Raw genomic sequence first — 25,702 nt, 5'->3', positions numbered from 1 at the left:
CTTCTCTAACATTGAAGTTAAACCGTATCCATACTCAGGCATCGGTTCTTCATTTTTAATAAAACATCTCCAAACTTCAAAGATATTGACATCTTGAATTTTAGCTGAGCCTGTTAGGAGGTTGTTTTCAAGGAGCGGCTCTATAACTTTGCTTTAAGCTCTTTTAATAGATTCAGAAATATATCCTCTGAACCTACGGATCTTTTAATCTCTTTTAAATTTTCATATGAATATATTGGCGTAAGATTTAACTCTTTGATCAGTAGCTTAACTTTATGAGGATCGCCTTTGCGAATAGAGTCTAGAATATTATGATCCAAATACGCTAGTATTTCTTCGGACATGATTCTCTTCTCCAAAGTTCTATGAAAGCTAACAGCTTATTTACCGAGAACTCATAGTAACATCCGTTTCCTCTGAAAAACCATATACCGTGTTTTCATTGAAAAGAATATGCAATGTCCGCTTTACGTACAGAGCACCCAATCAGGTCTGAGAGGGCTCTATCTTTAAAATTCTCCAATTAAGTTGAGACTATCCCCTTAATTAGCTTTTGAAATGAGGCTTCCGTTAGCTAAAAATTATTCTCGCCAGCTATCCCATGGGGCGACAGGCGTTACAGCATCGAATAAAAAGGTCATAAAAGCACTGACCTTTTGCACGCCCAGACTTCGCTGAGGTGTGAGCACGTAAAGGTCGCGCTGACCGTCGATCACTTCTGCCCGCCATTTTTCAAGCATAGGAACAAGGGTTCCCTGCGCAAGCTCTGTAGCAATCAGCCATGTCGGAAACAGCACAATACCCTGTCCTAACAACGCAGCCCTGACCAGACTTTCCGGGTCGTTACTGTAAAGGTTGCCGGTAACTTCATAAGGCGTGGGTGTTGTCTCATCCTGACTTTGAAAGTACCAGCGCTGGCGTCCCAGTTCGCCCTGGTACAACAGGCAGTTGTGAGATATAAGATCTTCGGGCTTTTCAGGCCGTGAGTGGTTATTCAGATAACCAGGTGAAGCTGCCACAACATAATTCATCGGGGCCAGACGGCGGCCTATCAGCGAAGAGTCAGCAAGATCTCCAACACGAAATGTTACATCATGCCCTCCACGCATAGGGTCTATTATCTGATCGCTCAACAACAACTCGGCGCTGATGGCCGGATAACGGCTTTGGAACTCATTCAGCAGAGGCACTATCTGACGTTGCCCAAACGCAGTGGGCGCATTTATTCGTAACAGGCCAGCTGGTTCAGGATTCGGGTATGCCAGGGCTTCAGTCGCAAGGTCCAGTCTTTCCAGAATTTCGCGCACTTCCTGATAATAGCGCATGCCCGCTTCGGTCAGCGCAACGGCTCGTGTGTGCCGGTAAAGAAGCGGTTGACCAACGGATTCTTCAAGACTGCCAATCTGGCGCGAAATGGATGACACCGCCCGATGAAAATGACGCGCTGCTGCCGTAAAGCTACCTGTTGCGGCAACTCGCTCAAATACGCGCAACGCGTTAAGGTCTAACGTATTAAAATCCATGAAGTTGCATCCAGTGCAATAAACGTTTGCAATAATTACGATTGTAGCAACATACCACAGTCACTACTCTTTATGCATGTGCAGTCCACATCTTTGACTATCTCAACGCAAAAGGGGAAAGACCATGCAAAAAGGTACAGCACTAGTCGTTGGCGCTACTGGTTTAACAGGCGGTAATCTTGCAACCTACCTGGTAACAAAGGGATGGACGGTTTATGGCCTGTCACGAGGTGGTACAGAACAGCAGGGCGTGATTTCGGTTAGCGCTGATTTGCTGGATAGTGAAGCGACACGGCAAGCCCTGGAGGGATTGCCTGTTTCTCATGTGTTTTACTGCACGTGGGTTCGCCGCGATACCGAAAAACAGAATGTAGAAGCAAATAGTACGATGATGCGTAATCTGTTTGATGCGTTAAGCAGTGATAACCTGGTGCATGCATCACTGGTGACAGGCACCAAGCAGTATCTGGGGTCGTTTGAGACCTACGGCAGTGGACGAATTGAAACGCCGTTTCGTGAATCTGAACCGCGCGTACCTGGCGATAATTTTTACTATGCATTAGAAGATGTGCTTTTTGAGGCCGCCGAACGACACAACTTTTCATGGAACGTCCATCGGCCGCACACGGTAATTGGTTATGCCCGGGGCAACCTGATGAACATGGGCACCACGATTGCGGTTTATGCCTCAATCTGTAAGGCGACAGGACAACCTTTTACGTTTCCGGGTTCGCAGACACAATGGAATGCGCTGACAGATATGACCGATGCCGGATTGCTCGCTCAACAGATAGAATGGGCAGCCACGATGCCAGGCGCCGCTAATCAGGCATTCAATACAGTTAACGGTGATATTTTTCGCTGGCGCAGAATGTGGCAGGAAATTGGTGAATACTTCGGCCTGGACGTGGCCCCGTGCCCTGAAACACCCGAGCCGCTTGAGAGCCAAATGGCTGATATCGATTCGACGTGGCGTGATATTGCTCAAAAACATGATCTTGTTGAGCCAGATGTGACCCGGCTGGCATCCTGGTGGCACACCGATGCAGATTTAGGGCGGGAACAAGAGTGTGTCAACGATACCACCAAATCCCGCGACTTTGGCTTTGATGGATTTCGTGAAACACGTGGTGCTTTTTTTAATCTTTTTGAACGGTTGCGGGCAGAGAAAATTATTCCCTGATATGAGGGGGAGTAACTAAATGGTCTGACGTTGCTCACAGAGTAGCAAACACATTCAGTGCGTAAGCACTGCGAAAATACAGCCGTATGATTAAAAGCAGCCCCGCACTTGCGGGGCTTTTTTTTGTTCGATTCGGGTTGCATGAATACGTATGCAAAATGTTTATAAAATGACTCTCAAATGTAAACATAATGTTTCATTTAATAATGAGGTCATTCATGCACAAGTCATCTACCCTACGTTTTCTTCGAAAAACACTAACTGGCCTGGCAGTATCAGGCGCTATGCTTTCATCAGCAGCGCAGGCTGATGTTATTCTTCATGCCTTCAACTGGCAATATGATGAAGTGGCTGCCAAGGCGCAGGAAATTGCCGACCTGGGCTACAAAAAGGTATTAGTTTCGCCGGCGTACAAATCTACTGGCAGTCAGTGGTGGGCGCGATATCAGCCTCAGGACTACCGGGTTATCGACAATCCGCTGGGGGACACGGATGACTTTAAAGCGATGGTTCAGGCACTCAAAGCGCGGGGGGTTGAGACGTATGCTGACATCGTTTTCAATCATATGGCAAACGAAGCGGCCCAGCGTAGTGACTTAAATTACCCGGGGACCGCCGTACTTAATGAGTACGCAGCCAGTGATGCTTACTACGACAGTATCACGCTATTCGGCGATGTCAGTAACGGGCTGTTTTCGGGCAATGATTTTCATGGCACCTACGATCCTAATGGGCCGCAATGTATCAGTAACTACAATGATGTAGGTGATGTGCAGTATAACCGCTTGTGCGGCGCGCCACCTGATCCGGGTTTGCCTGACTTAGACTCAAATAACTGGGTGGTCGAAAAGCAAAAGCAGTATTTGCAGGCGCTTAAATCCTTTGGGGTCACAGGATTCCGCGTCGATGCTGCAAAGCATATGACGAATTATCATATTAACCAGGTCTTCACAGACAATATCAAGCAAGGCACTCATGTCTTTGGTGAAATTATTACTACTGGCGGTGCCGGCAATGGTGATTATGATAACTTTCTGGCACCGTATATTAGCCAGACAGGTCATGACGCCTATGACTTCCCGCTGTTTGCGCAAATCCGTAGTGCATTTGGCTACGGCGGTTCAATGAACGCGCTGGTTGACCCGGGCGCTTATGGGCAGGCGTTACCCGGCGATCAAGCCATCACGTTTAGTGTGACACACGATATCCCGTTAAATGACGGCTTTCGCTATCAGTTACTGGACCCCACTGATGAAAAGCTGGCTAATGCGTACGTCCTGGGACGCGACGGCGGGGTACCGCTGATGTACTCAGATCATAATGAAAGCGGTGATGGGCGCTGGGAAGGACTATATAACCGTACCGATATAGAAAATATGATTACCTTCCATAATCAGACCCAGGGCCGCAGTATGGAAGTGATCAATTACAGTGACTGCTTTTTACTTTTCAAGCGCGAACATGTCGGTGTCGTGGGCATCAACAAGTGTGATGCCGGACAGGATGTGTGGGTCGATACCAGCGCAGAAGGCTTATGGTGGTATCGTAATTATCGCGACACGCTGTCTTCAGATGTGCAATATATTTCCAGCCAGTGGCACAACTTTTATGTGCCGGGACGTTCAGCCAGAATGTGGTTGATGGAGTAACGTCAGACAGACCGCTGTAGCTGTGTTACAGCGCAGCGGTTTGCTTCAACCTGCCTGGTAGATGAAAGCTAAAATTCTGCTCTGGTCCGCTTGATAAATTTTTGCCACGTCTTATTAGGTTGCCAGGTATCTACCAGCGCAGCTTCTGCCTGCGCTTCAGGAACATCTAATTGTGTAACCTGATACAGATAAGTAAATACAGCGCCACGCCAGTTTTTCCGGCAATGGGTCAATACAATACCTTCATTTTTCTGCTGAGCTGCATCCATTAATTCAACATATTCAGCAAAATTTTGGACGGTCGGATTCTCCCAATCCACCGGAATATTGTGATACGTCATACCCAGTTCGGTGACGATGTCTTTTTCCTCGTTTCTGTCACCAGGAATCAAATCGATAACGGTATGCACGCCTTTATCTTTTAACAACTCAAATTGCTTTTTAGACGGTAACCCAGAACTCATCATGGTTGGACCATCAGTGCGCAGGTTTTCGAGGGTCTGCAGGGTTTGTCCCTGTTCGGGGTCATCATGCTTATGCGCGTCGCCATGCGCCAATACAGACATACTGACACTCACAAAAGCCAGCATAAGTATATTAACCATCTTGTTCATGAGTAGAGCTCAAAGTGAAGTGTGTTTTTTATACTAACCGGTATGCGTTTGAAGTGCTAAGGGAAAATGTATCCGGATGTGTAGTAAGCGGCTGTTATCCATTTTTGATTCTGCGATAGCCGGTGATCATCGCCCGAATAAGATTCCGACGCCCGACAATGCTGGTTAAAATCACCGCAGCAATATGAATACAAGCCAGCACAAACAACGTATCGGCTGTCACAGAGTGCACCAGTTCCAACTCGCTGCTGCCGAAGAAATAATCCGTTTCCTCCAGCAAAAAACCGGTGGTGGCCAGCGTGATAAATGCAGCAAGTACCGCATAAACCATCATCCAGCCAAATGGGTTATGACCGGTGCGGGCGGGAATACTGCGTTGCTTTAAGTGAGAAAAGTGGGACTGAAAGGCAGTTTTGCTAAAAGCGCGTCGTGAAAATCGAGCGAAGCCACGACTGGTCAACCCATACCAACACCGGACGAGCACACAGGAAACAGCGGTATAGCCAACCCACTCATGAATCTCGCCGCCCGGTGAAAGTATGAAGTAATTAAATGCAAAGAGAATAACCAGCGCCCAGTGAATAACACGAACTAACAGGCTCCAGACATAAACTCTTTGCTCAGGCACTAGTCATTTTCCTCTTTGACTACCTCACCATTAACCGGGTTGAAGTAGATTTCTACATTCTTACCATTGGCATCTTTGCCATAGATTTCGTAACACTGACCGTCCGTGACTTCGAACTTATCAATGGTGTAGCCTTCATTTTTCAGCTGGTTCTGGAACTCATTTTCATCCATCCAGGTATCTTTAGCCTGCGTTGTACACTGAGGATCTGAACTTACTCCGCAGCCGCCCAGCGTAATAGCAGCACCAACCAGGGCCAGTGAACATAACTTTTTCATTGTGTCGTCCTTATAACGTTTTTAGAGTAATGACGCAAAGCATATGCTCTGGTCACGAGTACAAAAGCGATGACTCTACTGCACATACCTTTTCACACCTGTCATCTGATGGAATGCAAAAAGTGCATATGTTTTTGATAGTGCTCAACGATGTCATGGATCACTGCTTCTTTGGGCCAGCCCATGATGTCGTAATCCTGTCCGCCTTCTTTAAGATGCACCTCGGCCCGGTAATACACATCTTCAGCGTCATCATCATCGTCATCCTGACCGAAAGCGGGCCTGTCATAGGCGTACCGGCGTACTTCATAATGAAAGTCATAGGCCTCTTCCATGGCAACAGAAAGAATAAACCGTCCTGACTTAACTTCTTCCACATCAGCCATAACATCGTGTTTAGCCAGCTGCTTCTTAACCTGCTCCATGGCTTCCTTTACAACGGTATTAATGTAGTCGTTAACATTTTTCTTATCGGGATGGTCAAGAATACTGGCCAGACGCTTTTCCCAGGATGACTCATCCGGATTACCCACCGTGGAGGGACGCAAATTCATTTGCAGGCTTTCCCGCTTCACCACATCGACCCGAAGTGCCTTAATAAGACCGTAAGTGGCCACAAGCAAAACTACCGCAAAGGGCAATGCGCTGGCTATCGTCATGGTTTGCAGGGCTGCCAGCCCCCCGGCCAAGAGCAGTACCGTTGCTACAACGCCTTCTGCGCTAGCCCAGAAGATCCGTTGCCAAATCGGGGTATTGTCACTGCCATTTGAGCACAGCATATCAACCACCATCGAACCTGAATCTGATGAGGTGACGAAAAAGACAATAACCATCAGGGTGCCAATAAGCGACAACACACCTGAAAACGGGAAGTTTTCCAAAAAGGCAAATAAGGATATCGCTTCATCTTCGGCGACAGCATCTGCCAGACTGGCTACCCCCTGATTCATAATCAGGTCGATAACTGAGTTACCAAACACCGTCATCCACAGCAATGTAAACCCACTTGGGATGAACAGGACACCCATGGCAAATTCGCGGATAGTGCGGCCTCTTGAGACACGGGCGATAAACAGACCGACAAAGGGCGCCCACGACATCCACCATCCCCAGTACAGAATTGTCCAGCCACCCAGCCAGTCTGTTTTTTCATAGGCAAAAAGGTTGAACGTATTTCTGACTAAGTCGGCGGCATATCCGCCGGTGTTTTGCACGAAGGTTTGTAACAGGTATACAGTTGGACCGAGGATCAGAATGACCAGAAGCAAAATGACGGCAAGACCCATATTCAGCTCTGACAAGCGCCGGATGCCTTTATCAAGACCAGTAGTGACCGAGATGATCGCCAGCAGTGTTACGCCAATGATAAGAACGATTTGGGTGGCCGTACCTACTGGCACATCAAACAGATAATTTAGCCCTGAGTTTACCTGCAACACGCCGTAGCCCAGTGATGTGGCCACGCCGAAAACGGTCCCTATAACAGCAAAAATGTCCACAGCATGACCGATAGGCCCATATATTTTATCGCCGATAAGCGGATACAATGCCGAGCGCAGCGTAAGCGGCAGGCCGTGTCGGTAACTGAAAAAAGCCAGAATCAGCGCCACCACAGCATAGATTGCCCATGCGTGTAAGCCCCAATGGAAAAATGTCAGTTTCATTGCCTGCCGGGCAGCGTCAACGGTTTCACCATCGCCCACCGGCGGGCTCATAAAGTGCATGACCGGCTCAGCCACGCCAAAGAACATCAGACCGATTCCCATACCGGCAGAGAACAGCATGGCAAACCAGGTGATATACCCATAGTCCGGGGTAGAGTGATCCGGGCCTAGTTTGATATCGCCGAAGCGGGATAAACCCAGATAGATAACAGAGATGAGAATCAGCGCAACAGTGAGCACGTAGAACCAGCTGGCGTTCTGTACTATCTGTGATTGTAAGCTTTTAAACCAGTTTTCAGCTTGATTTGGCATCAGGCTGGTCACGAGCACCAATACACCAATCAGCGAAATGGCGGTGTAAAAGACGGGTGGGTTGAGTTTTCCCTGCGGTTTGCTGTTTTGCATAAAAGCCCCGAAACAAAGCGTGAATTATTATTCTTGGTCGCAACAGCATAATAGCGACGCTTGTTTTTTATCAGAGACTTATCGAAGGTGATAAGGTCAATTGATTATTCACACTTTGTTACGCAGGTAAACGCAGAACAGCGCTATTTGTTTTGATTGAAATAAATTAAAAAATAAAGAGATAGCCGGTTGGGCACCCGGCTCAGGCATGAGCCCGGGTGGTTCCTCTGACGATCAGTTCAGGGGAAAGAATGTGAGTGAGAGATTGACGTGCATCACCATACGCCTGATTAAGGATCCAGCGCGCCGCCATCTCACCAATTTCCCTGACCGGATAATCAATCGTAGTCAGTTTAGGCGTCAGGTAACTGGCATAATCGATATTATCAAATCCAATTACCGACACATCCTCGGGCACATTTTTACCCAGATTTCTCAGGGCATTGATAGCACCGGTTGCCATTTCATCGTTTCCGCAGGCGATCGCCGTGTAATGCGCATTTCGTTTATGCAATTCGTTCACACAGGCTTCGCCAGACTGCGCCTGGAAGTTACCTTCCACAATCAGCGTGTCGTCTACCGGTAGACCGGCTTCTTTCAACGCGCGCTTATGGCCATTCAAACGGTTTATCCCATCCGCCTTGAACAGTGCTCCGGCGGCATAGGCGATGTCGGTGTGACCCTGATCTATCAGATGTTTAGTTGCCAGATAGCCGCCCGTCTCATTATCTAAACTGACACATTGCTCGCCTATCTCCTCGATGTAGCGATTCACAATGATCATAGGCACTTTCTGTTTGGCGAGTTGGATCAGATAGTCATCGCTGACGGCTTCAACATGCAATATCAGTGCATCACAGCGACGGCTCAGCAATGCATCAATTTCATTTTGTTCCAGCTTGTCGTCACTGTGTCCGGCTACCACAAACATATGTTTATTGGCTTTACGCAATATATGCTCAGAGCCAGCGACCATCGCACCAAAAAAAGAGCCGTGAAGTTCGGGAACAACATAGCCAATCGTGTTAGTCTTATTGGATGCCAGCGAGGCCGCAATAACGTTGTGCCGGTAGCCCAGTTCTTCCATGGCGTTAAGTACTAACTGACGGGTTTTTTCCTTCACGGTGTCAGTGTTATTAATCACTCTGGATACAGTTGCAGATGACACACCTGCTTTTTCACTTACCTGTTTAATTGTAACCATATTGTCCTGTCCAGCGAATTAGTCATGGCTGTGAGATACCGGGCGTTCGGGGTAGGGGGATTGTACGCCGGATGCCAGTTTTTGCTGAATTTCATCCAGTCTTTGATTATCTAACGCATAACCTCGCATCAGATAAGCCACGGCCAAAGAGGCAAGCGCAGGTCCCAAGCAAAACGAGATGATAATCCCCTGCGCTACCTGCGAATTAGCTATTCCCGGCTGATAATTATAGAGCGCCAGCAACCAGCCAGCGAGCGCCCCGCCTGTCGCCAGGCCTACTTTAATAAAAAAGACGACCGTTGAATAGGTAACGCCGGTCATTCTGACGCCGGTTTTAAATTCACCATAATCAACCACATCTGCAATTTTTGCCCACAACAATGGGGTAGACATCTGAAACACCAGCCCCCAGATAAACTGCAAGGTAATGGCAGCATCAGGTGCATCTAACGGAATGAAGAAGTTAGACAGACAAATCAATGCACTGGCAATTTGCAGCCAGATATATAACCTGACCTTACCGACTTTCTGACTACATTTGATGGCCAGGGCACAGCCTACAATGCTACCCAGCATGCCCGCTGTAATGAATGGTGTAACCAGTTCAGGCAATCCGAGTGCGTATTTAACATAGTAAATCGCCATGGTATTACGCAACGCCACACCGGTAAGCACCAACATAGCAACAATACATAAAATCCGGCACTGATCATTTTGCCATAACAGTCCGATTTGTTTGGTCAGTGCGGGCATATTGGGCTCTGCTGGTTTTACCCGCTCACGGGTGCCGGCAAAGCATAGCAGAAACAGCAGCATGCCTACGGTGCCCATTAATAACATGGTTAACTGGTAGCCGCGTGCGGTGTCTCCCTGACCGAGCAAATCAACCAGTGGCAACATGAAAGCAGTGACAATAAGCCCGCCAACCATAGCAAAGACAAAGCGATAGGCCTGAATGGAAACACGCTCGCTGGCTTGAGCGCTCATCACCCCGCCCAGGGCGGAATAGGGTATGTTGATAGCGGTATAGGTCAGCATCAAAAACGCATAGGTCGCATACGCGTAAACAAGCTTACCGCTGTCGTTTAAGCCAACCGGAGAAGTGAAAGCCAGCACGCTGGCCAGAGCAAAAGGCAATGCCAGCCACATCAGGTAGGGGCGGTAAGCACCCCAGCGGGTTCGGGTCGCATCAGCCAGCGAGCCCATGAGTGGGTCGGTAATGGCGTCTAGTACGCGGATGACCAGAAACATGGTGCCCACAGCGGCGGCGGGAATACCTACGACATCGGTATAGTAGAACGTTAAAAACAGCATCACAGACTGGAAAATGAAGTTGCTGGCAGTGTCTCCCAGTCCATATGCGATTTTTTCGCGAGCACTTACCATTAATGTCATACCGCCGTTATTAATCCTGCAGTTCTGCCTGAGAACATCGTGTTGCGAGCATCGACCTGAGTGCCTTCGCGCTTTGCTTCAATGTGCGCTGCTGCGTGGGGTAATCAACATAAACAATACCAAACCGCTTGGTATAGCCCAGTGCCCACTCAAAATTGTCTAACAGACTCCACACAAAGTAACCGGTAATAAGTACGCCTTGGCGGGCGGCTTTATCGACGGCGTCCATGTGGCTTTGCAAATATTCGATGCGCTTTACATCTTCTACTTTGCCATCAATCAGGGTGTCATCACAAGCCATTCCGTTCTCAGTGATTAATACCGGCGGCAGCGTGAAATCGCGATGAAGCTGTAACAACAGGTCAGTCAGGCCCTGCGGATAGACTTCCCAGCCCATGGCGGTGGTCTGAACCTCAGAAGCGGGTTCAAGAATTTCAAAGCCTCTGTCGTCACCAGCGCTGACTTTGGCGCGGGTATAGTAATTCACGCCAAGATAGTCATTCTTCGCGGCAATAATTTGCATATCGCCGGGAATGATTTGCGGCTTTTCTTCCTCAGGCAGTGCATCCAGTAAGGCAGGATATTCCCCGGTCAGTATCGGGCGTATATACCAGTCGTTATGATGCGCGTGAGCCAGGTCTGCCGCTGTTTTATCCTGAGGATCATCGGACGCCGGATAATAAGGTGTAAAGTTCAGTACAATCCCGGATTGTGCTTCTGGTGCGCACTTTCGCAATATTGGCATCGCCAACCCATGGGCGAGCAACAGATGGTGCACGGCTTTCTTTGAATAGGCCCTGCTCGCTTTACCCGGCGCGTGAACCCCGGTTTCATAACCCAGGTAGGCGCTGCAAAATGGCTCGTTAAGTGTTGCGTAAGAAAACACCTTATTACCAAAGGCGGTAGCAACGACTTCGGCGTAACGGGCGAACTCGTGAGCGGTGTCACGGTTCAGCCAGCCACCCCGATCTTCCAGATATTGCGGCAAATCCCAGTGGTAAAGGGTGACATACGCCTTAATATTATGTGCATTTAAGAAATCGAGTAGCTGGGTGTAGAAGGCTAGGCCAGACTGATTAACGCTGCCATCAGCGCGCATAACGCGGGGCCAGGACACTGAAAAGCGGTAAGCATCGACATTCAGTGACGCCACAAGCGCCAAATCTTCACGCCAGCGGTTAACGTGATCGCATGCCAGTAAGCCATCGCTCTTATCTGCAATGGCGCCGGGTCGCCGACAAAAGGTGTCCCAGATGGAGGCCTCACGCGCGTCTGCCGCACCCTCAATCTGAAATGACGACGTAGCTACCCCGACAGTAAAGTCGGGGGAAGCGAAGATAGAGCCCGCAGGCACAGATAATTTCATGTTGCTCTCTGACAAAACATTCTGCGTGCTGCTACTGGCAGAAACGCTTGAGATATTCCTCGTGAGGGGGAAGCTTTTCGACCGTCCGGCGGATTTGCAATGTAATTTGCGTTAACAACGCCTCAAGCTCATCGCGACTCATTGTATCCACAATCGGATGGTAACTTTCTGGCATCAGGCCCTGACCAATCATTACCTGCTGCCAGGAATCATCAAACAATTCGCTGCCTTCCCTGAATATGCGGCCGGTTTTTACAAACAAATCGATTCTGTGACGCAATGAGTCCGGCACATCCATTTGGCGGCAATGACGCCAGAAAGGTGTGTCGGTACGATTTGTCACATGATAATGCAAAATGATGAAGTCGCGGATATGTTCGATGTCAAAATCTGCCTGACGATTAAACTCGTTGATATCTTCCTGTACGACACCGGCTTCAGGAAACATCCGCAGAAAACGCACAATGCCCTGCTGAATCAGGTGGATACTGGTGGACTCAAGCGGCTCCAGGAATCCGCTGGCCAGCCCCAGCGCCAGGCAATTGCGATTCCACTGTTTACGTCTGCGCCCGGTTCTGAAGTGAATGACGCGCGGATCGTTAAGGGGTTTCCCATCGACATTGGCCAGGAGTTTCTCGATGGTCTCATCATCAGACTGATACTGACTGCAATACACCATACCGTTACCCACGCGATGTTGCAGCGGGATGCGCCATTGCCAGCCGGCCTCATGGGCGATACAGCGGGTATAAGGTAACGGCGCGCTGGTGGATTCGGTTTGAACTGCGACTGCGCTATCGCAGGGTAGCCAGTGTGACCAGTCCTCATAACCGGTGTGCATGGCTTTTTCAATTAACAGGCCTTTAAAGCCGGTGCAGTCGATGAAAAAGTCACCCTCTACACGCTGGCCATTATCTAAATCCAGACTTTCGATGAAACCATCCTGCTGACGCAGATTGACGTTATCAATCTTCGCATCAATGCGGGTCAGCCCTTCTTTTTCAGACAGCTTGCGCAAAAACTTTGCATAGCTGGTGGCATCAATGTGGTAAGCGTAATTCAGGCCATTATTAGGTAGATGGGCAAATTTGTTAGCTTCTGCCGCTTGCCGTTCCAGGCAATAATCGCCGAAGTCGCCGCTCAGCCCCTCTTTGAGGCCGCGCAGCCAGAAATGCTGAAATCCCGCAGCCCAACAGTCCTTTCCGGTAACACCAAAGGCGTGCAGGTAGCTGTGATCAAGATCTTTCCAGTTTTCAAAGTTGATGCCCAGCTTATAGGTCGCGTTGGTTTCAGACATAAATTCCTGCTCGCTGAGTTTGAGCAGTTTATGAAAGAACACCAGTGTCGGAATGGTAGCTTCGCCGACACCCACCGTGCCGATTTCAGAGCTTTCAACGAGAGTGACATCAACTTTATTTTTCAGCACCCGGGTCAGCGCTGCCGCTGCCATCCAGCCAGCGGTACCACCGCCGGCGATGACTACCCGTGTTTTTTTCTGGGCCTGATTCATTTTACTCACCTTTTACTGCTTTAAGTGATTTGCCAGCCAGGCGCGAAATTGCCGCTGGGTTTGCTCACTTTGCTCGCCCAATGGGCCTTTAAGCGCATCGGGAATATGGTCGAACCGGTCCTGATCCTGACCAAACACATAAAAATTAAACATCGCTTGCCATGCCTGACGTTCTTTATCCGGCAGGGCTTTTAGCGCTAATAATGCATGATAAAGCGCATTCTCACTTCTTCCCAGATGCGCCGGCGCGTCGCGCCACCAGAAATTCACCAGCATGTTCAGGCTTTGTTGCCCTTCTATATGATGCCACCACATCGATGGAATGAAGAGGGCATCGCCCGGTTCCAGTTCAACTGTCTGCGCCTGCGCCAGTGCCTCACGAAAGCGGGGAAATTTCTCAAAATCCGGTGCGTGAAAATCTACCAGGCTTACTGCTTGACCCGCTGGTGTAATATGCAGCGGGCCCACGTATAAATTTTCCACTTGTTCAGGCGGAAATAAGGTGACTTTGCGCTTACCTGCAGTGACACAAATCAGATTATCTGGTGCATCATAATGCGCAGCAATACGACTCTTGTTACCTATCCACAACGTCGCTAACGGGTCGGCCTCTTCCAGCGCAATAGGGTTTTCAGTCAAAAAACCCGGCAGACAATGCGCGACGCTGGTTGAGCCAACGTACAGCGAGTCCGCTTCAGCTGAATGCTGACGCTCGAGTAACGCATGTAGTGCTGACATAAACGGCTGGCGCTTGCGCGAAAAATTAAAGCCGTCCATGTTCTCGTTATAAAACATCCGGCCGTCATGTCTGGCCTCAAGGTGTAAGCTGTCCACCACAGTGTTGTTGTCGAACCGGGACAGATAATCCACCAACGCCTCATTGGAGGTCTTAGCGGCCTTTACTACTGGCCAGTGGGAAACCAGGCCCCGCATGACCTGCGGCTCGCGCAAACTGCGCAGATGCGCCAGTAACTGGTTATCGTCGGGGCAGGGGGCCGTGGCTACCGGTTGCATATCAGGCGGCTTTTTTCTTGCGGATAAGTGAAGAAAGCTGCGAGAGTGAAGCCAGCATCATATAGACTGATTCAAGGCAGTCGGCATTGCGCAGCTCAATAATTTGCTCATTGGTCAGGCTGGCAAAGGTGTCTTCATTAATAGTAAAAAAGCCTGCCAGACGTTGCGTGCCGGCATTGTCCATATCGATATCCAATACAAACGGTTCGATCAGCGACAAAGCGTCACACTTTTCAATAAATGCCTGATGTGCTTGCTGACCTTCGTGAAGGGCGCTTAGCACATTGCTGATGTTATCTGTGTATTCAGTGGTGCCGCCGTGAGGTAAGAATATGGCTTCACCGTCCTGTTCGTTAACTCTGTCATCATCCATATCAATGTGGATACTGAGCTGATCAGGCTGCTGGTCATTTCGGCCAATCAGAAACGGGCCTTTCTCGATAACCAAAGGTTTATAGCTGGCCAGCCATTGATCACCGTCTAAAAACAGGTTTTCACCCTGTTCAAAGCCCAGCAATGCCACCATCTGATAATTGCCTTCTTTATCTTTGGCGAACATCAGCGGGTAGTGCGCTTGTGCCAGGCGCATTTCAGCAGGAAAGACAGGTACACACATTTGATTTTCATTATACTTTTCGCCGTGTACCTGACGAATTTTCAAATTTTTGTGCTCAACATTATTAAGCAGAACATGATTTGCCATGGGCACTCCTGTTTACCCGGCGCTTTGTTGCCGGTACTGATTGAGGGCATTCAGATAATTACGGTTTGAGGGCAAACCCGCAAGTAATTGTTGCTTTCGTTTTTCGTTTTGCTGAATGAACCGGTTGGTATCGTTATTATGATGGTAAGGGGCGGACTGAGCAAAGCCCATCCCGTTCAGAATATATAAATAGCTGGCCTGAGGGAAAACCTCATCCTGGTATAAAAAGTCATGCTGATTAATCGGGCGGTGTTGCCACATGTGCAGCCAATCCTGAAGCTGATCAGAGGCACTGTCTGTATTAGCCATTGCCTGCCAGTAGTCACTGTCAGTACGGGCGCTTAATACATAGTGGAGCTTCAGAAAGTCGATAATACGTTGCCATTTAGTGGCAAAACTACGATTAAACTGACGGCTGATCGGTGCCAGCTCAGGTTTACTGCGCGGTAACTGACGCGCGATATGTAAGGCCGCTAATTCCGTCATTACCAGCGCAGAGGCTTCTAAAGGCTCAAAAAAGCCGGCAGATGTTCCAACGGCTACGCAGTTCTTAATCCACGGCGTTTCGCGGTAACCCGGCGTAAAGGATATTTTTCTGATGGCGTCGGCATTCACCGGTGCGGTGACAGAGTCATTTTTTAGGTAGCGAAGCAGTGTTTCTGTCGCTTCATCGTCGCTGCAAAATTCGCTGCTGTAAACACAGCCTACGCCTTTTCGGTGGGGCAGGGCGATATCCCAGATCCAGCCATTTTTGTGTGCGGTAGATATCGTGGCAGAGGCAATGTCGCACTCAGCGTCTGCATACGGCGCCTGCACCGCCATTGCCGTGTCATTTTTAAGTACATCTGAGACGCTGTTAAAAGCGCTACCATAGTGCTGACCAATCAGTCGTGCGGCAAAGCCGCTGCAATCGACAAACAAGTCGCCCCGGATGTCTCCGGCTTCAGTGCGCAGTGCCGTCAGGTAATTGTCTTTATCGCACTGAATATCCTGGACGTGCGCACTGATGTGCTTAACACCCAACACGTCTACGCAATGTTCGCGAAGCATGTCAGCAAATTTGTTGGCATCCAGGTGATAACCATAATTAGCCACCGCCGCATAAGCAGGTGTTTGCAGCTGTCTGGGCGCCTTGCCGGCAGCGCACAAAGCGGGCTGGGCAGAAAATATATCGGCAAAGTCAGCATCGGGTTTTTCGGCAGCCCACCAAAGCGCGAGATCAGTCTCAAAGAAACCTGTGGGTAAATCGAAAGGATGGTAATAGGTGTCATCGCCGCCGGTGCCTGTCCACTGTTTAAAGCAGGTGCCCTGTTTAAACGATGCATCACAGCGAATAAGAAACTCAGTTTCACTGATACCAATTCTGCGCAGAGTATCGCGCATAGTGGGCCAGGTACCTTCTCCCACGCCCAGGGTTTTGACTTGCGGTGACTCAACCACTGTCACCGTCAGGTCCTGACGTTTTGCAATATCGTGTTCAGCAGCAATAACGGCGGCTGTCAGCCAGCCTGCTGTACCACCGCCAAGCACGATGATGGAATTAACTGAGTCAGACTGATACACGGTAAACTCCTGACACGACGACGAATCGTAATCACCAGATTCATAAACAAAAATAACGCTGAGTAAATCACCCGTACCTGGTAACTTACTGAGCGTTACTTAAAGGGCACCGCCGTAACCGGCGATGCCACATTAAGAGACGTTCTGCTAATTAGAACGCGTAACGTACACCAATATTGTAACGTGGTTCTACGTCAGCGATGTTAACCAGCATGTTCGGATGACGTTGGTGAGAACGCTGGTACTCACCAGTAACGTTGATACCTTCAACAAACACTTCCAGATTTTCGTTAACCGCATAGCGAACGTTAACATCTAACTGGTCGTAGGCTTCAACATACGTTGGGTTCTGACCACCGTTACCATCAACGGTTGCTGCCAGGAACTTGTCACGCCAGTTCCACGCTGCACGCACTTCCCATGCATCCATTTCGTAGAACAATACTGCGTTGGCAGTGTCGCTCAGACCTAACAGTACAAACTGTGTTTCAGTGCTGTAGTTATCATATTCTACATCACCGTCAACCATGGTGTAGTTAACGATAGCGCCGAAACCAGTATCACCGAAGATGTGCTGTACCGCAAACTCCATACCGTCAACCGAACGGCTGGCATCAGAGTTAACCGGCTGAGTAACCGTAATCGGCAGTAACGGATCTTCGCCGTCCAGACCTACAATCTCACCGGCTTCATTGGTATAACCCTGGCTGATGAAATAGTCACGGATTGCACCAAGATCGTCACCCACTGCAGCAACAGCTTCGTCGTAACGCGGACCACCGATTGGCGTTGCGATATCGAACAAGGTGTCGGTGTAAGTGTCAGTACCGATAAAGTTATCTACTTCTTTATCAAAGTAAGCAACAGATACGTAGCTACCTTCACCGTAATAGAACTCGGTAGAGATATCGAAGTTAGTTGATTCAAATGGTAACAGATTCGGGTTACCCGCACCGCCGGTACCGCCATTGAAACGTGCCAGCTGGTTAACCGTCAGACCACCCTGGATATCAGCATAACCAGGACGCGTGATGGTCTTGCTGTAAGAGGCACGTACAAACCAGTCTTCCAGTACTTCAACTTTGAAGTCAACAGAAGGCAGGAAGTGATCGTAGCCACCGTCCAGTGATGTGAACTGGTAGTCACCTGGGACCAGACCAAATTCGTTGGCGCCATCCCAGCGCAGGTACGCAATCTCAGGAACCTGTGCACTAGAATCTACGGTTGTATCTTCATAGCGCGCACCGATAGATAACCATGCTGGCATATTACCGATATCAAACTGCATGTTCGCCTGCAGATAGGCAGCCCATTGCTCTTCTGTCGTACGACGGTCAACCTGGTAATTAGGATCCATACACAGTGTTGTGCCACACGGACCAAGGTTGTCGCCTGTTTCAACAGCGATTGAAGAGATTGCGCTGATAAGGTCGCCCAGATTAGAGCCATAGTAGAACGGCTCAAGATCCGCACCGTTGCTGCCCAGTACATCGTCAAAACGACCTGGCAGGTTTTCCTGCATGAAGATATCATCCGGATAATCTTCCGGTGTACCATAACCACCCCACGTATCACGCTGTGCGACAGAGTAAGCTGAACGGTTTTTCACTTCGATGGCAGATAATCCAAAATCGATGCTGGTGATGATACCTTCGTCCAGGTAGTAATTACCGCGGAACTGAAGCTGGTCGATTTCAGACTTCATGTAGCTGTTACGGATAGACGTACCAGATGTCAGCATGCGATCAGCACTTAAACCATTCACGCCGTCTGCATAGGTAATATCCATCACAGGGAAATCCTGTGAATAGTCTACTTCAGTCAGTACACGGTCGAACTGAACCGCTGAAACAACGTTGTTGCTGCCCAGATTGTTCTTAGGACCGGCTTCAGCGTCAGATACGTGATAATCCACTTCCAGCGTCAGGTTATCTGTCGCCATCCACTCTACGTTCAGACCGATTGAGTTGTTTTCGTTAACCGCAGTGTAATCGCTGGTACCTAAACCGATATCACAGCATGTTGCATCCGCATAGATTACCGGACCCATTACTGAACCTTCAGTGTTGGTGCCAGGCGTATACTCACCGAATGCTGGAACGCCGTTGAACCAGGTAGACAGCTGCTGACGCATGGTGCGGGTTTCAAGCTCTGAATACGTGTAATCAAGTGTTGCTGTCAAATCGTCGATAGGACGATATTGTAAAGTCAGCTGACCGTTAGTACGGGTACGACGAATCTCGTCGAAGTTGTACGCCAGGTTACGAGGTACTGAGTACAGATCGTTCGGTCCAGGCAGGTTAGTGAAACTACCGTCACGTGGTAGTGAACCCCAGTCACCGCCGTCACCACGAATGGTGTACCAGCCGTTGCCGGTTTCAGCTACTGCTGCGCCTGCATCACGATCCTGATAAGAACCAATTAACTGAATACCGAATGTATCGTCCGCAAATGTCTGGCTATAGATACCTGACACTTCCGGTGTAATTGTGCTGCCGGTTTCCGTTGAGTTATCAATAACACCCTTGGCACCCACGCTGGCCTTAAGGCCCGGGTTGCTTAGTGGCTTTGCCGTAACCAGGTTAACGGTAGAACCGATACCACCGGTAGGCTGTGACGCCAGGCTGGTTTTAAATACTTCAACAGCCGATACGCCTTCTGATGCCAGATTGGCAAAGTCAAAAGAACGAGAAGATGATGCACTGGTCGCTTCGATATTTGCAGCCGGCATTTGACGGCCGTTCAGCGTTACCAGGTTGTAGTCCGGGCCGAAACCACGAACCGTGATACGGCTACCTTCACCGTTGCTTCTGTCGATTGCAACACCGGTGATACGTTGTAGAGATTCTGCAAGGTTGGTGTCCGGGAATTTACCAATATCTTCAGCTGAGATAGCGTCTACCACACCTGATGCTGCTTTCTTTGTCAGCATTGCTTTGGTCAAACTTTCACGGATACCGCTTACTTCGATAACTTCGAAGTTACCTGCTTCAATTTCCTGCTCATCGGCCTGCGCTTCCTGAGCCATAGCCTGATGCGATAACATCGCACCCATCGCAAGCGACAAACATGTCGCAATACGTGTTTTATTAAATGTAGTAGTTTTCATGTGTTTCCCCAGCCTGATTAACAACGTCCGCTTTCTTGTAAGCGCTTACAGATAACAGTAATCTGATACGCCGGTTTTCCCTTTGGTCCCTGTTACAAAATGAACGTCAAACGCATTTATCACAAAAGCCACCTTCAGCGGACATGGGTAAAAGAAAGCGCTTACAAAAATACATCTTACGCTTTGTAAGCGCTTTCAGCGTAATGTACGAATAACGAACTTGTAATGCAAGTGTTTTTAAGTTGTTAATCAAAAAATTACCAATCGAAAATGTTAAAATTTGTGTAAAAAGCCAGCGCATATAGTTGAACATTTGAACAGTCCAAATCTCCAAACATCTTTCTAAGTGTAGTAAAACGCGCATATTTTGCGCTTTGCAGAGATTAAATAATCGTTAATTATCGTGCAGGCTTTACTGCAATTAACCTATCAGTAGTACCTCAAACCTAAATGTAAGCGCTTGCATTTTGTGTGCGTAACTCTATACTGCCCAACAAACCATTAACAAGTGAAGCAACGGTATTAACTTAGGGTATTAACCTAAGCTTTTGCCACTACAGCACTTTTTACCTAATTATAAGGTTCGTTGTATGAGTCACCAGTCACAGGCAATAGCATCTGATAGGCCCTCGACTTCACAATTCGCATTGTGGGCACTAACATCTTTATTCTTCATGTGGGGTTTCATTACCGCCATGAACGATATTCTTATTCCGCACCTTAAGGCGCTGTTTGCGCTCAGTTATACCAAGGCAATGCTGGTACAGTTCTGTTTTTTTGGTGCCTATTTTCTGGTGTCTATTCCCGCCGGTAAACTGGTCAGCCGGGTTGGCTATCAGAAGGGAATTGGTGTAGGCCTGATTACGGCCGCAATCGGCTGTGTCATGTTTATTCCATCAGCTTTCTTGACGCAGTACTGGATGTTCCTGGCGTCCTTATTTGTTCTTGCCTCTGGCGTAACTATTTTGCAGGTTGCCGCTAACCCACTGGTTACTGTAATGGGTGATCCTGATACCGCGTCCAGCCGGTTAACCATGACACAAGGCTTTAACTCATTAGGTACCACTGTCGCGCCGATTATCGGCGGAATGCTGCTGTTTTCATCCCATGATGCGATGGAAACGCAGGTGCAGGCAGATTCGGTAGTGCTTCCCTATCTGGCGTTAGCCGCTGTGCTGGCAATCATGGCCGCTATAATGGTTAAGATTTCGTTGCCTACACCGCAGCATGATGATGTTGAACTTGCTACCTCTGCTGACAGCTCCGTGCTGAAACATCGCCATCTGGCGTTGGGTGTTGTGGGTCTGTTTACTTATGTGGGCGCCGAAGTTGCTATTGGCAGCTTTTTGGTCAATTACCTGGGACTTGAAAATGTCATGGGCATGAGTGAGGCAGAAGCCTCATCCTACATCGCCTATTACTGGGGCGGTGCCATGGTAGGTCGGTTCATCGGCGCGGTTATTATGCAGAAAATCGATCCGGGCAAACTGTTAGCATTCAATAGTTTGCTATCATGTGCACTTATTATCATTTCGGTAGTAAGCGATGGCTCGGTCGCAATGTGGACCATTCTGGCAGTAGGTCTGTGTAACTCAATCATGTTCCCCACAATTTTCAGTCTGGCCCTTAAGGGGCTAGGCAGCCAGGCTGCCCAGGGATCGGGTATGCTGTGTCTGGCGATCGTAGGCGGTGCGATAGTGCCGTTGGTACAAGGTGCATTAGCCGATACCTTCGGCCTGCAGATATCGTTCCTACTTCCGGTGCTTTGTTACCTGTATATCGCGTTTTATGGCGTGATTGGTTCAATACCGGCAACCAGCAAGGAGTCACATTCATGAAACCAGTCTTTAAACAGTCGCTGAGTCTGATTGCAGCGGCATTACTAATAAGCGGCTGCCAGCAGAAAGAGGCTGATACCACAACCGATACGGCGGCAACGGCTGCGGCATCGACAATGCCGCCATCAGCTGATGCAAAAGTGCCGGATTACTGGCCTGAGATCACCTTTGAGGTGGAAAACAGTGACGAGGTTGAGGCCAAGGTAGATGCCCTTCTGGCCGACATGACGCTGGAGCAGAAGGTTGCGCAGATTATGCAGCCTGAAATTCGCGATGTCACCGTGGAAGATATGCGTAAATACGGTTTCGGTTCTTACCTGAACGGCGGTGGGTCGTTTCCTGATGGAAACAAGCAGGCCACACTCGAAGACTGGATATCGCTTGCTGACAAAATGTATGAAGCGTCGGTTGACGATTCACTGGATGGCAGCACAATTCCGACCATGTGGGGAACCGATGCGGTTCACGGTCACAACAATGTAATTGGTGCTACATTGTTCCCGCACAACATTGGTCTGGGCGCAATGCACGAGCCGCAGCTGATGAAAGAAATTGCCACAGCCACAGCAAAAGAAGTGCGTGCGACAGGCATTGACTGGATTTTCGCACCGACAGTTGCAACCGCGCGTGATGACCGGTGGGGACGCACCTATGAGTCATATTCTGAAGATCCGGAAATTGTCGGGCAGTATGCACGTGCCATTGTCAGTGGGCTGCAGGGCGATCTCAGCGACGGCAATATCGATGAGGAGCATGTGGTTTCCACTGTTAAACATTTCGTTGGCGACGGTGGTACGGACGGCGGTGATGATCAGGGCAATAACCTGGCGGATGAAGAAACCCTTTATCGCATTCACGCTCAGGGCTATGTTCATGGCCTGAATGCCGGCGCGCAGTCTGTTATGGCGTCGTTTAATAGCTGGCATGGAAAGAAAATTCACGGTAGCAAGTACCTGCTGACCAATGTCTTGAAAGAAAAAATGGGCTTTGACGGCTTTGTAGTGGGTGACTGGAATGGTCATGGCCAGATCGAAGGCTGTACAAATGAAAGTTGTCCTCAGGCAATTAATGCCGGCCTGGATGTGTATATGGTGCCCACCGATGCGTGGAAGCCGTTATTTGAAAATACCGTCGCGCAGGTTAAAAGCGGCGAGATTTCTCAGGAGCGGCTTGATGATGCCGTGCGTCGTGTACTTCGCGTTAAAATGCGGGTAGGGCTGTTTGACCTGCCATCGCCAGCCAACAGAGCATTGTCAGCAAAAGCAGATGTCGTGGGGTCTGATGAACACCGTGCTGTCGCACGTGAAGCGGTCAGAAAGTCACTGGTGATGCTGAAAAACCAGGACAATCTGTTACCGCTATCGCCTGACATGAACGTGCTTGTGGCCGGTGATGCCGCCGATAACATCGGTAAGCAATCAGGTGGGTGGACCATTACCTGGCAGGGAACAGGCAACAAAAACAGCGACTTCCCGGGTGCAACGTCTATTTACTCTGGCATCGAGCAAGCGGTTTCTGCAGCCGGTGGTACAGCAACACTTTCAGAAGATGGAAGCTTTGAAGAAAAGCCAGACGCCGCTATCGTGGTCTTTGGTGAAAACCCGTATGCCGAAGGAAATGGTGATTTGTCGAATCTGGAATACCAGCGTGGTGATAAAACCGACCTGGCACTTCTGCGTAAGTTAAAATCACAGGGTATTCCGGTGATTTCAGTATTTATTACTGGCCGGCCGCTGTGGACCAATCCTGAAATTAACGCCAGTGATGCATTTGTTGTGGCCTGGTTGCCTGGCTCAGAAGGGCAGGGCGTGGCCGATGTATTATTCACCGATAAAAACGGTGATGTTGACTATCCCATGCAGGGTAAGCTGTCATTTTCATGGCCGGCGAAACCTACGCAAATCGTAAACAAAGACGATGGTCAAAAAGCCCAGTTCGCCTATGGCTACGGTCTGCGTTACGGTGAAGACGACCCCATCACGGCGCCACTTTCCGAGGAAGCGGGTGCAGATGAAGACCTGGTGCTTGCGCACGATATCTTTGTGCGCGACATTCAAAAACCGTGGCACCTTGAGGTACTCGATGCCGATGGTCAGCATGTTATGACCAGCAACACGATGTCAGTGAAAGGCGCGGATGTTCGCACCACCGATCGCAATGTGCAGGAAGACACACTGGAACTAACCTTCAAAGATAAGGCGACAGTTCGCTTTGCCGCTCAGTTCCCGGAAGATTTGCGTGACTATTTATCTGACAGTGCCGCTATTCAAATGGCTGTTCAGCTTTCACAAGCCGACGCTGATGTTCAGATAAGTATGATGTGTGGTGAAGACTGTGAAGGAAGCGTTGCGTTGCAGGATTTTGCACAGCAGACAACGCAGTGGCAGGACGTTGCCATTCCCACGCAGTGTTTGAAAGACGCCGGTGTAGCTTTCGATGAAGTGTTCTCCGTGCTTGGCTTTAGTGCATCAGCACCGGTAACGCTGAAGGTATCTGACATTCGCATCGAACCTTCTATGCAGGATGTACCAACCTGCCCGTAACAGGCATGTTGTTATTTCGCTAAGTCAAAAGCTCCGACAATGTTCGGAGCTTTTTTTTTGCCTGAAGTGGTGAGCTTGAAACGATAAAGTCTCCGACTGCACTGACAAGAGGCGCAGGTAAACGATTAAAAGCTGCATTCTGCGAACATATCCGTAGAATACTGCGCCTGAGAATTTCACTGCCCGGGACATAATGCACACTAAACCGTCATCATCAGCCGCCGCTACCGGCTTTCCGTTGTTTTTGTTTTTCGCCATTATGATGGTGGCCGCAAATCTGCGCGCGCCATTTACCGGTGTGGCACCACTGCTGACAGACCTGCAAAACAGCTTGTCCATTAATGCCAGTACCGCTGGCCTGATGATCACCTTCCCCCTGATTGTCTTTATGGTGGTGTCGCCGCTTATTCCACGCTTGTCCAGACGCTACGGCATGGAAAGGATGTTGCTGGCTGCACTGGTGCTCATCGGTGTGGGGATAGCAGTGCGCTCGGTGGGAGGTTTGTTCTGGCTGTTTGCCGGAACGATTGTTATCGGTGCGGGCATCGCTGCCGGAAATGTGCTGCTTCCTGGTGTGGTGAAGTCCCGGTTTCCAAATCATATTGCACTGCTGACTTCCGCCTATGTACTGGCAATGGGAATCATGGCTGCGCTGTGGTCGGCGCTTGTCATCCCCATTGCCAATGCGTCATGGGGGAACTGGCAAATAGCGCTGGTAGCCATGATAATCATGCCGGTCATCTCAGGCATTTTGTGGCTTACTCAGCTCAAGGGAGCTCGCAAGCCAGATTCAGGCAGTACAAAAGCGCCGGGGCGGTCTATCTTCAGATCACTACTTACCTGGCAGGTGTGTGGCTTTTTTGCCTGCAATTCGTTTTTATATTATTCGGTGGTCAGCTGGTTGCCCGCTGTGGTCGGTGAAGCTGGCTTTAGTGATGCACAGGCCGGATCGATTCATGGTGTTTTCCAGTTTGCCGGGGCACTGCCCGGTCTGATAATTGTGCCGGCAATGGCAAGACTTTCTGATCAGCGCGGATTAAGCGCCAGTATGACCGCGGTAAACCTGGCTGGATTCGCCGGCATTATGGTGCTGCCGTCGCTGGCATACCTGTGGGCGGCGCTGCTGGGTTTTGGAATCGGAGCGAACTTTATTCTGGCGCTGTCATTTTTAGGCTTACGGGCACGCAACGGCGACCAGGCCGCATCTTTATCCAGTGCCGCGCAAACGCTGGGCTATTGCATTGCTGCAACCGGCCCTTTATTGCTTGGTGCCATTTATGATGCGTTGGGTGAGTGGCAACTGGCATTATGGGTTTGCGTCTTTTTCAGTATTGCCCAGGCGCTTTTGGGTACGCGGGTAGGTAGAAACGTGCTGCTGCCGGCTGATACTGCCGTAAGCTGACCAGGCTCATCAAGCACGGGCAGGATGAACCTGCCCGTGCTTGCCAGAGTATCTGTTCTATCCATTTTTTACCGCAGACGGGTATGCCGTTGCGGCACGCTGTCTGGTAGT

At 49.4% G+C, this 25,702-nt stretch carries 19 protein-coding genes; 5 read left to right on the top strand and 14 right to left on the bottom strand.

What is annotated here, in order from left to right:
- Positions 1 to 140: 140 nt before the first annotated feature.
- Together HHX48_RS18755 and HHX48_RS12055 are read right to left on the bottom strand one after the other, a co-directional pair.
- Positions 141 to 344 carry a DUF3723 domain-containing protein gene (locus tag HHX48_RS18755; RefSeq protein WP_223858323.1) on the bottom strand — a complete coding sequence of 68 codons (204 nt, stop codon included), beginning with the start codon at positions 342 to 344 and terminating at the stop codon, positions 141 to 143.
- A 237-nt stretch (positions 345 to 581) separates the two neighbouring features.
- Positions 582 to 1,523 carry a LysR family transcriptional regulator gene (locus HHX48_RS12055; RefSeq protein ID WP_191025426.1) on the bottom strand — a complete coding sequence of 314 codons (942 nt, stop codon included), beginning with the start codon at positions 1,521 to 1,523 and terminating at the stop codon, positions 582 to 584.
- Positions 1,524 to 1,647: 124 nt separating this feature from the next.
- Here HHX48_RS12055 and HHX48_RS12050 point away from each other — a divergent pair, with 124 nt between their 5' ends.
- On the top strand, positions 1,648 to 2,706 hold the full coding sequence (locus HHX48_RS12050) for an SDR family oxidoreductase (RefSeq protein ID WP_191025424.1): 1,059 nt from the start codon (positions 1,648 to 1,650) through the stop codon (positions 2,704 to 2,706).
- Between the two features lie 284 nt (positions 2,707 to 2,990).
- Positions 2,991 to 4,355 (top strand): alpha-amylase family protein, encoded by a 1,365-nt coding sequence (locus HHX48_RS12045; protein ID WP_397541085.1) that lies wholly within the window; start codon positions 2,991 to 2,993, stop codon positions 4,353 to 4,355.
- Between the two features lie 68 nt (positions 4,356 to 4,423).
- On the opposite strand, the gene HHX48_RS12040 is transcribed toward HHX48_RS12045, so the two are convergent.
- From HHX48_RS12040 to HHX48_RS11985, 12 genes are all read right to left on the bottom strand, one after another.
- Positions 4,424 to 4,960 (bottom strand): protein tyrosine phosphatase family protein, encoded by a 537-nt coding sequence (locus HHX48_RS12040; protein WP_191025420.1) that lies wholly within the window; start codon positions 4,958 to 4,960, stop codon positions 4,424 to 4,426.
- Positions 4,961 to 5,063: 103 nt separating this feature from the next.
- On the bottom strand, positions 5,064 to 5,597 hold the full coding sequence (locus HHX48_RS12035) for a cytochrome b/b6 domain-containing protein (RefSeq protein WP_191025418.1): 534 nt from the start codon (positions 5,595 to 5,597) through the stop codon (positions 5,064 to 5,066).
- Positions 5,597 to 5,875: a PepSY domain-containing protein gene (locus HHX48_RS12030; RefSeq protein WP_191025416.1), complete on the bottom strand. Its 279-nt coding sequence runs from the start codon at positions 5,873 to 5,875 to the stop codon at positions 5,597 to 5,599. The genes HHX48_RS12035 and HHX48_RS12030 overlap by 1 nt, the downstream gene beginning before the upstream one ends.
- A 101-nt stretch (positions 5,876 to 5,976) precedes the next feature.
- Positions 5,977 to 7,944, bottom strand: a complete 1,968-nt coding sequence (locus tag HHX48_RS12025) for a BCCT family transporter (RefSeq protein ID WP_191025414.1) — start codon at positions 7,942 to 7,944, stop codon at positions 5,977 to 5,979.
- Positions 7,945 to 8,146: 202 nt separating this feature from the next.
- Positions 8,147 to 9,148, bottom strand: coding sequence for a LacI family DNA-binding transcriptional regulator (locus HHX48_RS12020; protein WP_191025412.1), 1,002 nt, complete (start codon positions 9,146 to 9,148; stop codon positions 8,147 to 8,149).
- 18 nt (positions 9,149 to 9,166) lie between these two features.
- Positions 9,167 to 10,534 carry a glycoside-pentoside-hexuronide (GPH):cation symporter gene (locus HHX48_RS12015; RefSeq protein WP_191025544.1) on the bottom strand — a complete coding sequence of 456 codons (1,368 nt, stop codon included), beginning with the start codon at positions 10,532 to 10,534 and terminating at the stop codon, positions 9,167 to 9,169.
- A 19-nt stretch (positions 10,535 to 10,553) separates the two neighbouring features.
- Positions 10,554 to 11,909, bottom strand: coding sequence for a GH1 family beta-glucosidase (locus tag HHX48_RS12010; protein WP_191025410.1), 1,356 nt, complete (start codon positions 11,907 to 11,909; stop codon positions 10,554 to 10,556).
- Between the two features lie 31 nt (positions 11,910 to 11,940).
- The gene (locus HHX48_RS12005) at positions 11,941 to 13,419 is read right to left on the bottom strand and encodes a tryptophan halogenase family protein (RefSeq protein WP_191025408.1); all 1,479 of its coding nucleotides are present in this window, start codon (positions 13,417 to 13,419) and stop codon (positions 11,941 to 11,943) included.
- 12 nt (positions 13,420 to 13,431) lie between these two features.
- Positions 13,432 to 14,433: a cupin-like domain-containing protein gene (locus tag HHX48_RS12000; protein ID WP_191025406.1), complete on the bottom strand. Its 1,002-nt coding sequence runs from the start codon at positions 14,431 to 14,433 to the stop codon at positions 13,432 to 13,434.
- Between the two features lies 1 nt (position 14,434).
- Positions 14,435 to 15,136 (bottom strand): SapC family protein, encoded by a 702-nt coding sequence (locus tag HHX48_RS11995; RefSeq protein WP_191025404.1) that lies wholly within the window; start codon positions 15,134 to 15,136, stop codon positions 14,435 to 14,437.
- 12 nt (positions 15,137 to 15,148) lie between these two features.
- Positions 15,149 to 16,699: a tryptophan halogenase family protein gene (locus tag HHX48_RS11990; protein WP_191025402.1), complete on the bottom strand. Its 1,551-nt coding sequence runs from the start codon at positions 16,697 to 16,699 to the stop codon at positions 15,149 to 15,151.
- A gap of 151 nt (positions 16,700 to 16,850) precedes the next feature.
- On the bottom strand, positions 16,851 to 19,808 hold the full coding sequence (locus HHX48_RS11985) for a TonB-dependent receptor (protein ID WP_191025400.1): 2,958 nt from the start codon (positions 19,806 to 19,808) through the stop codon (positions 16,851 to 16,853).
- A gap of 590 nt (positions 19,809 to 20,398) precedes the next feature.
- Here HHX48_RS11985 and HHX48_RS11980 point away from each other — a divergent pair.
- The 3 genes from HHX48_RS11980 (at position 20,399) to HHX48_RS11970 (ending at position 25,591) form a co-directional block, all read left to right on the top strand.
- Positions 20,399 to 21,646, top strand: coding sequence for a sugar MFS transporter (locus HHX48_RS11980; RefSeq protein WP_191025398.1), 1,248 nt, complete (start codon positions 20,399 to 20,401; stop codon positions 21,644 to 21,646).
- Positions 21,643 to 24,189: a glycoside hydrolase family 3 protein gene (locus HHX48_RS11975; protein ID WP_191025396.1), complete on the top strand. Its 2,547-nt coding sequence runs from the start codon at positions 21,643 to 21,645 to the stop codon at positions 24,187 to 24,189. Before HHX48_RS11980 ends, HHX48_RS11975 begins: the two co-directional genes overlap by 4 nt.
- Before the next feature lie 193 nt (positions 24,190 to 24,382).
- Positions 24,383 to 25,591 carry an MFS transporter gene (locus HHX48_RS11970; protein ID WP_191025394.1) on the top strand — a complete coding sequence of 403 codons (1,209 nt, stop codon included), beginning with the start codon at positions 24,383 to 24,385 and terminating at the stop codon, positions 25,589 to 25,591.
- The last annotated feature ends 111 nt before the right edge of the window (positions 25,592 to 25,702 follow it).

It is taken from the genome of Salinimonas profundi, assembly GCF_014750655.1.
Classification (GTDB): Bacteria; Pseudomonadota; Gammaproteobacteria; order Enterobacterales; family Alteromonadaceae; genus Alteromonas; species Alteromonas profundi_A.
This window is presented reverse-complemented; position numbering and strand designations above follow the sequence as displayed.